Origin of the sequence: Accumulibacter sp., from assembly GCF_032229525.1 — a bacterium.
Lineage (GTDB): Bacteria > Pseudomonadota > Gammaproteobacteria > Burkholderiales > Rhodocyclaceae > Accumulibacter.
This window is the reverse complement of record NZ_JAVTWB010000017.1, coordinates 5227-19287: the sequence shown is the minus strand read 5'-3', so window position 1 is coordinate 19287 and position 14061 is coordinate 5227. Positions and strand designations below refer to the sequence as shown.

The following is a 14061-nucleotide window of genomic DNA, read 5'->3' as shown; positions in this document are numbered from 1 at the left end:
CTCTACCAGTCCCTGATCAAGTCGCTGGCGGACCTGGCGGCCAAGGATAACGACACCGCTTTGCGCGAGCTGCTGGCTTCGCAGGGCATCAGCTTCAGCACTGCTGCTCAACCTGGCCCGGCGCGGTGAACGACATGACCGAACAAAAACCTGCAAACCTGTTCGTCCCGGTGCTGTTGATCGCTCTGGCACTGGTGGTCTGGTTCGGCTTCCAGGCCAGCCAGCTTTACGGGGAGCGCGCCCAGTTGGCGGGCCTGCGCAGCACGCAGGAAGCGACCTATCAGAACGCCCAGAAAATGCGCGCGCAGCTCGATTCACTGGCTGCTGGCACGCAAAAACTGGCCAGCGCCGGCAACAAGAATGCACAGGCGGTGGTCAATGCGCTCAATCAGCGAGGCATCACGATCAACCCCGACGCCGAGGCGAAGAAAAAGCCGTAGTTGAGGAGGCGGGGCGTGCGGGCAGTCGGCCAAATTCCCGGCACGCAGCGCTGCCGGGTAGCGATCGCCACGGGCGGTCGCCCGAACGAACAGCTTCCCGACCGGGGGCGATCCTGATCACGATGCAGCGCCGTCGATCTTCGTCCGCGGCACTCCCGCGCCGATCCTGAGCGGCGCCACATTCCGCCCGTTACAACGCGCTGACAAGCCGACGCCGCGACCGAGCCATCCAGCAGTTTTGTTTGCCGACGTACAGGCGCTAAGATGAGCGGCTTTGCGCCTGTACGACGCTGCCCGGACCCGCAATGAACCTCCTGAAAACACTCGCCACCGTCAGCAGCATGACCCTGCTGTCGCGCATCCTGGGATTCGTGCGGGACTTCGTGATCGCGCGCACTTTCGGTGCCGGCGTGCTGACCGACGCGTTCTTTGTCGCCTTCAAGCTGCCCAACCTGCTGCGCCGCCTGTTTGCCGAAGGTGCCTTCTCACAAGCCTTTGTGCCGGTGCTCGGCGAATACAAGAACCGGCGCGGAAACGAGGAAACCCGGCAGCTGGTGGACCGGGTGGTGAGCCTGCTTTTCCTGATCGTTCTGGCGGTGACCGTAGTCGGCATGGTCGCAGCCTCTCTGCTGGTCTATGTCTCGGCACCGGGCTTTGCCGACGAGCCCGCGAAGTTTGCGCTGACCGTCGAGCTGACGCGCATCACTTTTCCCTACATCCTGTTCATGTCGCTGGTGGCGCTCGCCGGCGGCGTGCTCAATACCTGGAGCCGTTTCGCCGTACCCGCCTTTACGCCAGTGCTGCTCAACGTCTCGTTGATCGCCATGGCGCTTTTTGCGACGCCGTATTTCGATCCACCGATCATGGCCCTGGCCTGGGCCGTCTTTATCGGCGGTGCCGCGCAACTGGCCTTTCAGATCCCCGCCCTGAAGCGTATCGGCATGCTGCCCAGATTCTCGCTGAACCTCCACGACGAGGGTGTGCGCCGCATCTTCCGACTGATGGCACCGGCCTTGCTCGGCGTTTCGGTAGCCCAGATCAGCCTCCTGCTGAACACCGTTTTCGCCTCCTTCCTGGCCACCGGCAGCGTCTCCTGGCTTTATTTCGCCGACCGTCTGATGGAGTTCCCGGCTGGCCTTCTCGGCGCCGCTCTGGGTACCATCCTGCTTCCCTCGCTGTCCAGATGCCACGCCACGCAGCAGCACGACGACTACTCCCGACTGCTCGACTGGGGCTTGCGACTGACCTTCCTGCTCGCCGCCCCAGCGGCATTGGCGCTGGCGATGCTCGCCGTACCGCTGATCACAACGCTGTTCTACCACGGCGCCTTCACCGCCACCGACGTCTTGATGACGCGCGATGCACTAACCGCCTACAGTGTCGGTCTCGTCGGCATGATCCTGATAAAGGTGCTTGCACCGGGCTTCTACGCTCGTCAGAACGTACGCACGCCAGTAAGAATCGCCATCATTTCCTTGTCCGTCACGCAACTGTTGAACCTGCTGTTGATCGGCTGGCTACAACATGCCGGCCTGGCGCTGGCCATCGGCCTGGCGGCGATCCTCAACGCCACGCTGCTTTATCGGGGCTTGCGCCGGGACGCCATCTATATCCCGCAGCCAGGCTGGCCGCTATTCTACGGCCGACTCGCGCTGGCCATGGTGAGCATGGCTGCCGCGCTCTGGTTCATGCGCGGCGACGCGAGCGAATGGCTGAACTGGAACACCAGTGAGCGGCTGCTGCGGCTTTCGATCGTTGTCGCTGTCGGTGCCGCCGTCTATTTCGCTACACTATGGGTCGCCGGTTTTCGCCTGCGCGATTTCAAACGCAGCGCGGCCGAGTAAGGCCGAGTAATCCATCAGGAGGACTAACGATGAAATTGACCAGCAGTAGTTTCAACGCCGGACAGCCAATCCCCGGTGACTTCGCGTTCTGCGTCGTCGACCCGGCGCACCATGTCTGTCTCGGCAGCAACCGCAACCCGCAGCTGGCGTGGACCGGCGCGCCCGCCGGCACGCTGTCTTTTGCCCTCATCTGCCACGATCCCGACGTTCCGAGCCAAGGGGACGATGTCAATCAGGAGGACCGCACGGTACCGGCATCACTGCCGCGGGTCGATTTCTTCCACTGGGTGCTGTTCGATCTGCCGGCCAGTCTGGGCGAGATCGCGGCAGGCGAATTTTCCGACGACATCACGCCCCGTGGCAAGCCCGGTCCGCACGCACCGCACGACGCGCGCCAGGGAATCAACGACTACACCAGCTGGTTCGCCGGCGACAACGACATGCGCGGCGACTACTACGGCTATGATGGCCCGTGCCCACCATGGAACGACGAGATCATCCACCGCTATGTGTTCACGGTTTTCGCGCTCGATGTGGCGCAGCTGCAGGTCGAGGGCACGCTGAGCGGCCAACAGGTCCGTGCAGCAATGCGGGAGCACGTACTCGCGCAGGCCAGCCTGAGTGGCACCTACACGCTCAATCCAACGCTGAGCGCGGGAGGCTAGCGGGCGCAAAGCCTGCCCCCGCCGCAAAGCGGTCGGGCCCCGACTGCTCGCAGAGCCGCCGGATGGGCAAGTAAGTGCGCCCTGCCGGGCGCACACGCAAAAAAAGGGCCGCTAACGCGGCCCTTTCCTTATGCTTCCACCAGCGCGGTGATTACTGCACGCCCACCTCGACGCGACGCGCCTCGGCGGGGTCTCCGGAGCCGACCGTCAACGCCGGCTTCCTCATCTCGATCCGCTCCTCGATGATGCCGACGTTCTTCAGCGCCTCACCGACCGCCATCGCCCGGTTCTTCGAGACCTCGGCATTGGCTTCCGCGCTGCCGCTCTCGTCATGGAAGCCGGCGATAAACAGCTTCGCACTCGGGTTGGCCTTGGCGTAAGCCACCACCAGCTCAAGGTTCATCGCCGCATCGGTCGGCAGCGCCGCCGATCCGGTTTCGAAGTAGATCTTGGCAGCAGGAAGCGCCGTCATCGCGGCAACCGCAGCGGCGGCCGGAGCATGTGCGGCTTCGGCTGGCTTGATTGCCCCTGCGGGAACCATCAAGGGGACGATCATCAGCGCAACGATGTTGATGATCTTGATCAGCGGATTGACCGCCGGACCCGCCGTATCCTTGTACGGGTCGCCAACGGTATCGCCGGTCACCGACGCCTTGTGGGCTTCGGAACCCTTGCCACCAAAGTTGCCGTCCTCGATGTACTTCTTGGCGTTATCCCAGGCACCACCGCCGGTGGTCATCGAGATGGCGACGAAGAGACCAGTGATGATCGTACCCATCAGCAGGCCGCCGAGTGCCTGCGGACCAAGCAGCAGGCCGACGACCACCGGTACCAGCACCGGCAGCAGCGAGGGGATGATCATTTCGCGAATGGCCGCAGCGGTCAACATGCCGACAGCGCGGGAGTAATCCGGCTTCGCCTTGCCTTCCATGATGCCCTTGATTTCCTTGAACTGCCGGCGCACTTCGACAACCACCGCCCCAGCAGCACGACCCACCGCCTCCATCGCCATGGCGGCGAAGAGGTAGGGAATCAGACCACCGAGGAAGAGGCCGATGATCACCATGTGGTTGGACAGGTCGAAGCGCATAGCACTACCGAAGTTGGCTTCAAGGGCATGCGTGTAGTCGGCAAAGAGAACCAGTGCCGCGAGACCGGCAGAGCCGATGGCGTAGCCCTTGGTCACCGCCTTGGTGGTGTTGCCGACGGCGTCCAGCGGGTCGGTCACGTCGCGCACCGACGCCGGCAGACCGGCCATTTCGGCAATACCACCGGCGTTGTCGGTGATCGGACCGTAGGCGTCGAGGGCAACGATGATACCGGTCATCGACAGCATCGAAGTGGCGGCGATAGCGATGCCGTACAGACCAGCCAGCGCATGCGTGATGTAGATGGCCGCACAGACGGACAGCACCGGCAGCGCACAAGCCTTCATCGAGACGGCCAGGCCGGCAATGATGTTGGTGCCGTGGCCGGTCGTCGAGGCTTGCGCGACCTGCTTCACCGGCGCGAAGTCGGTGCCGGTGTAGTACTCGGTGATCCACACCAGCAAGCCGGTCAGCACCAGGCCGATGGCCGCCGCCCCGAAGATGCTCCCGGAGGTGATCAGCTTGCCATCGGCAAGCGTCACGCCGTCGCCGAGCAGCATGGTGGTCACCGGGTAGAAGGCGACCAGCGCCAGCGCACCAGCCACGGCCAGGCCGCGGTAGAGGGCGTTCATGATCTTGCCGCCATCATTGGCCTTGACGAAGAAGCAACCGACGATGGAAGCGATGATCGATACGCCACCGAGGACCAGTGGGTAGATGATCAGATTGTCGTTGGCACCGGCGACGCCCTTGAGCATCATCGCGCCAAGAACCATCGTCGCCACCACGGTCACCGCGTAGGTCTCGAAAAGGTCGGCCGCCATGCCCGCACAGTCGCCGACGTTGTCACCGACGTTGTCGGCGATGACCGCCGGGTTGCGTGGGTCGTCTTCCGGAATTCCGGCTTCGACCTTGCCGACGAGGTCGGCGCCGACGTCGGCACCTTTGGTGAAGATGCCACCCCCCAAACGGGCGAAGATCGAGATCAGCGAGCCACCGAAGGCGAGGCCGACCAGCGGTTCAACGGCGTGCTGGAAGTCACCGCCGCGCAGTACGGCGTAGTAGCCGGCGACACCGAGCAGGCCCAGACCGACAACCAGCATGCCGGTGATGGCGCCACCCTTGAAAGCGACATCGAGCGCTGCGGCAATGCCGTTACGCGCGGCTTCGGCGGTGCGCACGTTGGCGCGTACCGAAACGTTCATGCCGATGAAGCCGGTGGCACCAGAAAGGACGGCACCGATCAGAAAACCGATCGCCATCAACTTGCCAAGCACCAGCCAGATGACGACGAAAAGCACCGCACCGACGATGCCGATGGTGGTGTATTGCTTGGCCAGATATGCAGAAGCGCCTTCCTGAATTGCTTTGGCGATCTCCTGCATGCGTGGATTGCCGGCAGGCAAACCGAGAATCCATTTCGTCATTGCCGCCCCATAAACCACAGCAATGACGGCGCATATAAGTGCGAACATCAGATACGACATATGCAACCTCCCTCTTTTAAATTGCCCAGACCTTTGGGCGATCCCCGCGGGTCGAATTTACCCCATAACTTCCTTAAGCGAAACAAATCGAGCCTGAAATCACCTTGAGTGCCAGGTCACCGGGCCGTTGCACGCTGAGCAGCGGCGGTAACCAGGTGTGCAGCATCCCGCAGCGGATGCGGGGAAGGACAGTGGTGGGACCGGCCAGTCATTATGCGGGCGCCATCAGTGCATGATTCCCGGGACGGTTCGCCATCGCCGAACGCGCCGGCGGCGAACAGAGCCTTGGCCTGTCCGCAGACGCAACAAACGCCGCGGCAGCGGCGCTATGCAGACCACGGTGGCCCCAAGCCCGTGAACGAGAAGCCGCCGCGAGAGCTACCTGCACGCCAAGGGCCGCACTTCTCCGGCCCACCTTCATTGACGAGCGCTACTACCCGAGGGCATCGAAAGCTGCCTTCTTTATATCTTCGACGCTACCGACGCCGGCGATTCGGGGACACTTCGGCGCCTTGGGATCGCCCGTGGCGGCCCATGCCCGGTAGTAATCAAGCAAGGGCTTGGTCTGCGAATGATAAATCTGCAAGCGCTTGCGAACCGTCGCTTCCTGGTCATCGTCGCGCTGAATCAGGTCCTCTCCGGTCACATCGTCTTTCCCGGCCACCTTGGGCGGGTTGAAGCGAAGGTGGTAGGTACGACCGGAGGCAAGATGAACGCGACGCCCACTCATGCGCTCGATAATCTCCTCGTCAGCGACGTCGATTTCGAGCACGTAGTCGAGCGCCACACCAGCGACCTTCATCGCCTCCGCTTGCGGCAGGGTGCGCGGGAAACCGTCGAAGAGGTAGCCATCGGCGCAGTCAGGCTGCTGGAGACGATCGCTGACCAGCCCGATGATGATCTCGTCGGACACCAGGGAGCCCGAGTCCATCACCTTCTTGGCTGCCACTCCCAGCGGTGTACCGGCCTTCACCGCCGCACGCAGCATGTCGCCGGTAGAAATCTGGGGAATGCCAAAATGCTCACAAATGAACTGGGCTTGAGTGCCTTTGCCAGCCCCTGGCGCACCTAGCAGGATGAGTTTCATGGGTCGCTTTCGTTGATCGTCAGGTCGAGTGAATTGTCCAGAAGTTCAAACACTTGCACTTCGGCTACAGGTCGTCGCCAGCTCATCGTCGTGATTGACAGGCCGCAACTTACCCTCAAAAGCACGCACGGTCAAACTTTTCGAACCACGCCTGGACACGCTGCGCATCCGCTGGCGTGTCGACGCCGGCGGCCGGCAGCTGTTCGGCAATCGCTACGCTGATGCGAAATCCGTGCCACAGCGCGCGTAACTGTTCCAGCGCTTCAAGACTTTCGAGCGGTGACGGTGCCAAGGTCGCGTAGGTGCGCAGGAAGCGCGCACGATAGGCGTACAGTCCGACGTGACGATACGCCGACATCTCCGCCGGCAGCGTTTCGCCACCCGCCTCGCGCGCAAAATGGTCGCGCGCATAGGGAATCGGCGCCCGCGAAAAATACAGCGCGTCGCCCGTGGCGGCGAACACCACCTTGACCACGTTGGGGTTGAAAAAGTCAGCGGCATCCGTCACCGGATGCGCAACCGTGGCGATATCGGCTCCACTCTGCGCCAGTTGCGCTGCCGTCTGGACGATCACTGCCGGATCGATCAAGGGTTCGTCGCCTTGCACATTGACCACGATGGTCTCGTCACTCCAACCCGCGGAGTCGACCACCTCGGCCAGGCGATCGGTGCCGCTGGCATGGTCGACGCGGGTCAGCAGGGCCCGCAGGCCGTGGCGCTCGACAGCCGCCAGCACTTGCGGGTGGTCGGTGGCGACCACCACCTCTTCGGCCCCCGCAAGAATGGCTCGCTCGGCGACCCGCACGACCATCGGTTTGCCGCCCAGATCGAGTAGCGGCTTGGCCGGCAAGCGGGTCGAAGCGTAACGTGCGGGGATCACCACCTTGAACCGCATCGTGGCACCTACCGTTCAGGTCTCATCGGCGGTCAGCGGGCGCGCCTCGTCCTGCAGCATGATCGGAATGCCATCGCGTATCGGGAAAGCCAGCCGGCAGGGCTTGCAGATCAATTCCGACTGGGCCTTGCGATATTCGAGATTGGCCTTGCAGATTGGGCAGACGAGAATATCAAGCAGGCGTGTGTCCATGGAGCTTCTCCAGAATGATCTCGAAAAGACCAGCACCACCCGGCGCGCTGCTGATCACCGCCTCGACCGGCAGCACCCAAGCTTCACCGGTCACCAGCGCCGCGCATTTTACCGCATCTTTCTCGGTCATCAGCAGCACGCCGTCGGCGGCGAAAGCCAGGTCGGCCGCTCGATAGGGGTAGTGGTCCGGAAAGGCATGCGCTTCGAACTCCAGCCCCAGCGCCTCGAGCTGCCGAAAAAAACGCTGAGGGTCACCGATGCCGGCAAGCGCATGCAGCTTCCGTCCGCGCAGGAAATCGGCATCGCAACGGCGCGGCACGCCGCCAGCGGCAACGAAATCCTGACCGACCAGCCGCATGTCGAACTGTGGCAAGCTCTCGGCAGCACGTACCACCTCCGCCTCGGGGCGGTCATTCCACAACACTGCGCTGGCGCCTGACAAGCGCCGCAAAGACTCGCGCAAAGGGCCGGCAGGCAGCAACCAGCCGTTACCGCCACCCCGCCCGTCGAAGACGACCAGTTCGATCGCGCGCTGCAGCCGATAATGTTGCAGCCCGTCGTCGGAGACGATCACATTGCATTCCGGATGAGCAGCCAGCAAGGCTTGCCCTGCCGCAACGCGGTCGCGGCCAACGAAAACGGGCACCCCGCTGCGCCTTGCCAGCAATAGCGGCTCGTCGCCAACCACGGAACAGGCGGAAGTGCTTACCACCGGCCGCACCTTCTCGCCGCTGCCAGCGTAACCACGACTGACGATGCCGGGTCGCCAGCCCCGTTCGCGGAGACCACGAACCAGCCACAGCACCAATGGCGTCTTGCCGCTGCCACCGACGGTCAGATTGCCGACGATGATAACGGGCACCGGCAGACGATGCGAAGACAGTACCCCGTAGCGGTAGAGCCAGCGCCGCAGCCCGACCAGCAGAGCAAACACCAGGGAAAGCGGGACCAGCGGCCACAGCGCAGCAGCCAGATGCCGCTCGTACCACAGACGGGGCAGGCGCTGCGCGATGCCGCCAGCGGCCATCAGCGCGGCGATTGCGTGGCGAATGAAATGCGTGGATAGCCCGCAGCCTGCGCCGCCTGCATGATGTCGACAACGCTCTGGTGCGTCGCTTTGGCATCGGCATTGATCACGATCACCGGATCCTTGGCGTCGCCGACCGCGCGCTGCAGCGCTTCGCTGATCGCCTTGACGCTGACCGTGCCGAGCGCTGCCTTGTTGATCAGCACCTGGCCGGCGGGGGTCACGGTGACGTGGACTTCGTTCGGCTGCTCGTTCTGCTTGCTGGCATCGGCAGTCGGCAGGTTGATCTCCAGGCCGGAGAACTTGGCATAGGTGGTGGTCAGCATCAGAAAAATGATGATTACCAGCAGCACGTCGATGAACGGAATCAGATTGATCTCGGGCACGTCACTGGCACGAACGCGTCGAAAGTTCATCGTCCGCTCCTCAAGACTTGCGTTCGCCGTGCAGGACTTCGACCAGACGCACCGCCTGCTGCTGCATGTCGACGACGAAACTGGAAACCAGCGCGCGGAAATGCCGCCAGAAAATCATGCTGGGAATGGCAATCAGCAGGCCGAAACCGGTGTTGTACAGCGCCACCGAGATCCCGTGCGCCAACTGGATCGGGTTGCTGCCACTCGGCGCCTGCGAACCGAAGATCTCGATCATGCCGACGACGGTGCCGAACAGACCCATCAACGGACTGATCGAGGCGATCGTTCCCAGCGTTGTCAGGTAGCGCTCAAGGTCGTGCGAGGCAACGCTGCCGGCTTCCTCGATCGACTCCTTCATGATCTCGCGCGAGCTGCTCTCGTTACGCAGGCCAGCGGCGAGGACCCGACCGAGTGGCGAATGCGCCTCCAGATCGGTGATCATCGCCGTCGTGGCACCATTCTTGCGGAATTCTCCGACCACCCTCTGCAGCAGGCCGGGCGGTACGACTTTGACCCTGCGCAGCGCCACCAGGCGCTCGATGATCAGTGCCACAGCAAGAATCGATGCCAGCAGCAAGGGCCAGATCGGCCAACCCGCAGCCTGAAGGATGGAAAGCACGGCGTACCTCAGGAGATTTTCAGAGGGTGGAACTTTAGCCTGCGCCGGCGTTTGCAGCAAGTGCCGGTGCGGCCTGGAAAGCACCGGCTATCCCCCGGAACTGTGGATAAAGCTGTGCATAGCCTGTTGGCGAAGGGCCCGCGTTCCCGGAGCACAAACGTTTCTTCGGCGCGCTCGTCCAACGGGCAGCGCAAGAGCCTGGCGAGTATCGGTGCTGACGGCGACGGCTTCCAAGGACATCGTCGATTACCTGCCACAGGGTTGCACCACGGCCGGCAAACCCCGCAGAAAGCCCTTCGAGCGGCCACGCATGTAGAATCGACGGATGTCAGATAGTGCACCGGCAAGTACCGGCTTTCCCCCGCTCGCTCCGGTGATCCCGGTTTCCATGCTCAATCGGCTCGCCCGCGAAAGACTGGAGTCGGCCTTTCCACTGTGCTGGGTTGCCGGCGAGGTTTCCAACCTCAGCCGCGCGCCGTCGGGACACGTTTACTTCTCACTCAAGGACGCCGCCGCTCAGGTACGCTGCGTGATCTTCCGTAGCCGCGCGCAACTGCTCGGCTGGCGACTGGAGAACGGCCAGCATATCGAGGCACGCGTGCTGGTCACGCTCTACGAAGCGCGCGGCGATTTTCAGCTCAATGTCGAAGCGGCTCGGCGTGCCGGCGTCGGCAATCTCTACGAAGAGTTCCTTCGCCTCAAGGAACGGCTCGAACGCGAAGGCCTGTTCGCCAGCGCAGGCAAGCGCGCCTTGCCGGCATTTCCGCGCCGCGTCGGCATCGTCACCTCACCGCAAGCGGCGGCCCTGCGCGACGTCTTGAGCACGCTCGGCCGGCGGGCACCGCAGGTGAGCATCGTCCTCTACCCGACACCGGTGCAGGGCGATGGTGCCGCGGCGCAGATCGCCGCTACCATTCGTCGTGCCGGCGAGCGTGGCGAGTGCGACCTGCTGATCGTCTGCCGTGGTGGCGGCAGCATCGAAGATCTCTGGGCGTTCAACGACGAGGCCGTGGCGCGAGCGATCCGCGCCTGCCCGCTGCCGGTGATCTGTGGCGTTGGCCACGAGACCGACTTCACCATTGCCGACCTGGCAGCCGATCAGCGGGCGCCGACGCCGACCGCCGCCGCCGAGCTGGCTGCCCCGGAGCAGGCAGCGTTGTGCAGACGCCTGGGCGTCACCCGGGCCACCTTGCTGCGCTCGATCGGGCAGAGCCTCGACCAGCGCGGTCAGCAGGTGGACTGGTTGGCGCGCCGACTGCAACACCCGGCGCAGGCGCTGGCTGTTCAGCGGGAGTCGCTGCGCAATCTCCAGCGCCGACTGGGTGCCGGCCTCCTGCAGGCCAGCGCGCAAGCGCGCAGCGGCATGGCCAGCCTCGGCCGTCGGTTGTTGCTCAGCCGCCCTGATCCGGCGCGCCACGCCAACCGGCTGGCAGGCCTGACGCCACGCCTGCGCGGTGCCTGGCACGAAGCCAGGCAATCGCGGTCGGCCGACCTTGCCCGCTTGCGCGACGGACTCGCCCACCTTAACCCGCGCGCCGTGCTGGCACGCGGCTATAGCGTCGTCGCAGACGATCAGGGACGGGTCGTCCGCGACAGCACGGCTCTGGAACCAAGGCAGCGGTTCGCTGTCTTGTTTCACCGTGGCCGCGTCGATGCCACCGTGGTGTCGGTTTTCGAAGAAGACGACACCGTCTTGGCGTTGAGCGCCATTGCCAGTCCAGCAAGCCCCGAATAGAATCGCGAAGTCCGGCGCAAGCAAGAAGATACGACAGCAGGTCATCGCGACCTGCCTGACCGATAACAACCCTCACGGAGAATAGCCATGGAACATCAACTACCGCAACTGCCTTTTGCCATCGACGCCCTGGCGCCGCACATGTCGAAAGAAACGCTTGAGTACCACTACGGCAAGCATCATCAGGCCTACGTGACCAACCTGAACAATCTGATCAAGGGCTCCGAATACGAAGCGCTTGACCTCGAGACGATCGTCAAAAAAGCGCCGGCGGGTGGCGTGTACAACAACTCGGCGCAGGTGTGGAACCACACTTTCTTCTGGAACTGCCTGAAGCCAGGTGGTGGCGGCGCGCCGACCGGTGCGCTGGCAGCCGCGATCGACGCCAAATGGGGTTCTTTCGCCGAGTTCGCCAAGGCGTTCCAGGCCTCTGCGGTCGGCAACTTCGGCTCGGGCTGGACCTGGCTGGTGAAGAAGGCCGACGGCGCGGTGGACATCGTCAATATGGGCGCCGCCGGCACGCCGCTGACCACCGGTGACCAGGCGCTGCTGTGCGTCGACGTCTGGGAGCACGCCTACTACATTGACTACAGGAACATGCGTCCGAAGTTCGTCGAAACCTTCCTCGGCCAACTCGCCAATTGGGGCTTCGCCGAGAAGAACTTCGCCGGCTAGTGCTGGTGGTCTTGCCGGGATAGCGGTAGCGGCTCGAGACGGCTAGTTCGGCGCAAAGAAATTGCGGGGGGAGCGGATTGCTTCCCCTGTTTTTTTGGCTTACCGAAAACCTGTGCAAGCTCTATGCGCGGCGCCTTTCCGTCAGCGCGACAGCTGCTCATCGGCCACGCGCTTGAGGCGGGCCGGGCCAAGAATTTCAGGGGAAAGACCGAAGTCTGCAAGGTGGGCAGGAAGCTGCTCGCCACGGACCAGTGCGGCGCAGCTTTCCCCCATTGCCGGAGAGGTCTGGATGCCGTAGCCACCCTGGGCGGCGAGCCAGAAGAATCCGGGGGCCAGGAGATCGAAGCCGCCAACCAGGCCGCCATCGGCGACGAATGATCGCAAGCCAGCCCAGCTGTGGCTTGGACGGCGAATGGTCAGCGTCGTCACCTGTTCGATGTTGAAGATGCCCTTGGCGATATCCAGTTCTTCGGGCTGGACATCGTGTGGCGGAACCGGGTCGGCGTTGGCCGGCGATCCGAGCAACAGGGTGGCGTCCGGCTTGAAATACCAGTCCTCGGCGGCACCGATGGTCAATGGCCAATGCGTCGTGTCCAGATCTTCCGGCGGCGCGAAAAGAAACGCCGATCGACGCCTGGGCTCCAGTCCGATCGGAGCAACGCCGGCCAGGGCAGCGATCTGGTCCGCCCACGCACCGGCAGCGTTGACCAGCACGGGCGCGGCATACGCTTGCCCGCCTGCGACCAGCCACCAGAGACCCTCCCTGCGCTGCAGAGCGCTGACCTCGGCGCCGCAGACGACGACACCGCCGTTCTGGCGCAGCCCACGCAGGTAGCCCTGATGCAAGGCATGCACGTCAATGTCGGCGGCGCCTGGGTCAAAGATCGCGCCGATCACTTGTTCCGGCCGCAGAGCCGGCAACATGGCGCAGGTCTCTGGCGGCGAAAGCAGGCGCAGCGCCTGGCCAAGACCTGATAGCGTTTGCCATTTGGCTTGCAACAGTTCTTCTTGCCCACGCCTGGCGACGATCAATGCGCCGCGCGATGAGAGCAGCGGATGATCGCTGAATCCTTGCGGCGGCGTATCGAAAAAAGCCCGGCTGGCCCGCGTCAAGGCACGCACCTGCGGCGTTCCGTAACTCTCGGCAAAGAGAGCCGCCGAGCGACCGGTCGAGTGATAGCCGGGCTGCGCTTCGCGTTCGAGCACCAGCACCCGGCCGTGGCGGGCCAGCCAATAAGCTGCTGAAGCGCCGGCGATGCCAGCGCCAACAATGAGAAAGTCGGCTCGATCTTCTGCCGCCGCAGTGGCCACCCTCTTCTCCTCTCTGTTCCTGCTTGCTCGCGAGTCATCGCCCGCGCCAATCAAGCTTGCCTGAGCGGATCGGCACCGGTCAAGGCGATGTGCCGGGCATGACGAGCCCGGTCGGCATCGTCAATCGCCAAGACGCCTGCAAGGGCGTCGACATAGGCCGCCGGCAGGCGATGTTCCGTGGCGCCGGCGACGACCAACGCCTTGTACCACGAGTACGGCTGCCAGGAGGGCTCGATGCTCGTCGCCTGATAGAGGTGGGCACGCAGCGGCGCCGCATGGTGCTCGAGCTGAACCCATTTCTCGTCGTAGCCCGCGCCCAGGCCTTCGGCCGCGTCGAGTGCGTGCTTCTCGGCAAGGGCGATTTCGTAAAGCACGCCAAACACCACCGCGTCAGCTCCGTGACTTTCGACGACATCGCATTTACCCGAACCGTCCCGGCCAGCCTTGTGCCAGGCTAGTCGATGGCCATGCAGGGCCGCAACGCCGATCGGGCGAGCGGAAGGAACTCGCTGACGGATGCGGGCGAGCAGCATGTTCGAGCCATACGCGAAGTTCAGGACGGTTAGCGAGGGAATGACAT

Annotated in this window: 14 protein-coding genes; 5 read left to right on the top strand and 9 right to left on the bottom strand. The window is 63.8% G+C overall.

The window, feature by feature from the left end; all coding sequences use genetic code 11:
* Positions 1 to 134 precede the first annotated feature (134 nt).
* From RUW20_RS01585 to RUW20_RS01575, 3 genes are all read left to right on the top strand, one after another.
* Positions 135 to 440 (top strand): hypothetical protein, encoded by a 306-nt coding sequence (locus tag RUW20_RS01585; RefSeq protein WP_313950442.1) that lies wholly within the window; start codon positions 135 to 137, stop codon positions 438 to 440.
* A gap of 305 nt (positions 441 to 745) precedes the next feature.
* Positions 746 to 2284 (top strand): murein biosynthesis integral membrane protein MurJ, encoded by a 1539-nt coding sequence (gene murJ / locus RUW20_RS01580; protein ID WP_313950441.1) that lies wholly within the window; start codon positions 746 to 748, stop codon positions 2282 to 2284.
* Between the two features lie 29 nt (positions 2285 to 2313).
* The gene (locus tag RUW20_RS01575; protein WP_313950440.1) at positions 2314 to 2949 is read left to right on the top strand and encodes a YbhB/YbcL family Raf kinase inhibitor-like protein; all 636 of its coding nucleotides are present in this window, start codon (positions 2314 to 2316) and stop codon (positions 2947 to 2949) included.
* Positions 2950 to 3100: 151 nt separating this feature from the next.
* On the opposite strand, the gene RUW20_RS01570 is transcribed toward RUW20_RS01575, so the two are convergent.
* The 7 genes from RUW20_RS01570 to RUW20_RS01540 all read right to left on the bottom strand — a co-directional run bounded on the left by RUW20_RS01570 (position 3101) and on the right by RUW20_RS01540 (position 9760).
* Entirely contained in the window at positions 3101 to 5524 is a 2424-nt protein-coding gene (locus RUW20_RS01570) for a sodium-translocating pyrophosphatase (protein ID WP_313950439.1), read from the bottom strand.
* A 433-nt stretch (positions 5525 to 5957) separates the two neighbouring features.
* Entirely contained in the window at positions 5958 to 6611 is a 654-nt protein-coding gene (gene adk, locus RUW20_RS01565) for an adenylate kinase (RefSeq protein WP_313950438.1), read from the bottom strand.
* A gap of 115 nt (positions 6612 to 6726) precedes the next feature.
* Positions 6727 to 7506, bottom strand: coding sequence for a 3-deoxy-manno-octulosonate cytidylyltransferase (kdsB, locus tag RUW20_RS01560; protein WP_313950437.1), 780 nt, complete (start codon positions 7504 to 7506; stop codon positions 6727 to 6729).
* Between the two features lie 15 nt (positions 7507 to 7521).
* Positions 7522 to 7698, bottom strand: a complete 177-nt coding sequence (locus RUW20_RS01555) for a Trm112 family protein (RefSeq protein WP_313950436.1) — start codon at positions 7696 to 7698, stop codon at positions 7522 to 7524.
* Positions 7679 to 8725 carry a tetraacyldisaccharide 4'-kinase gene (gene lpxK, locus RUW20_RS01550; RefSeq protein WP_313950435.1) on the bottom strand — a complete coding sequence of 349 codons (1047 nt, stop codon included), beginning with the start codon at positions 8723 to 8725 and terminating at the stop codon, positions 7679 to 7681. Before lpxK ends, RUW20_RS01555 begins: the two co-directional genes overlap by 20 nt.
* Positions 8725 to 9141, bottom strand: a complete 417-nt coding sequence (locus RUW20_RS01545) for a biopolymer transporter ExbD (RefSeq protein WP_313950434.1) — start codon at positions 9139 to 9141, stop codon at positions 8725 to 8727. The genes lpxK and RUW20_RS01545 overlap by 1 nt, the downstream gene beginning before the upstream one ends.
* Positions 9142 to 9151: 10 nt before the next feature.
* Positions 9152 to 9760, bottom strand: a complete 609-nt coding sequence (locus tag RUW20_RS01540) for a MotA/TolQ/ExbB proton channel family protein (RefSeq protein WP_313950432.1) — start codon at positions 9758 to 9760, stop codon at positions 9152 to 9154.
* A 325-nt stretch (positions 9761 to 10085) separates the two neighbouring features.
* Between RUW20_RS01540 and xseA the strand changes: the two genes are divergently transcribed.
* Together xseA and RUW20_RS01530 are read left to right on the top strand one after the other, a co-directional pair.
* Positions 10086 to 11495 carry an exodeoxyribonuclease VII large subunit gene (gene xseA, locus RUW20_RS01535; protein WP_313950431.1) on the top strand — a complete coding sequence of 470 codons (1410 nt, stop codon included), beginning with the start codon at positions 10086 to 10088 and terminating at the stop codon, positions 11493 to 11495.
* 87 nt (positions 11496 to 11582) lie between these two features.
* Positions 11583 to 12170: a Fe-Mn family superoxide dismutase gene (locus tag RUW20_RS01530; RefSeq protein WP_313950430.1), complete on the top strand. Its 588-nt coding sequence runs from the start codon at positions 11583 to 11585 to the stop codon at positions 12168 to 12170.
* A gap of 141 nt (positions 12171 to 12311) precedes the next feature.
* Here RUW20_RS01530 and RUW20_RS01525 read toward each other — a convergent pair whose 3' ends face one another.
* Both RUW20_RS01525 and RUW20_RS01520 read right to left on the bottom strand, forming a co-directional pair.
* A complete protein-coding gene (locus tag RUW20_RS01525) occupies positions 12312 to 13481 on the bottom strand; it encodes an FAD-dependent oxidoreductase (protein WP_313950429.1) in 1170 nt (389 codons plus the stop codon).
* A 50-nt stretch (positions 13482 to 13531) separates the two neighbouring features.
* On the bottom strand, positions 13532 to 14061 hold a 530-nt coding region (locus RUW20_RS01520), incomplete at its 5' end, for a gamma-glutamylcyclotransferase family protein (RefSeq protein WP_313950428.1).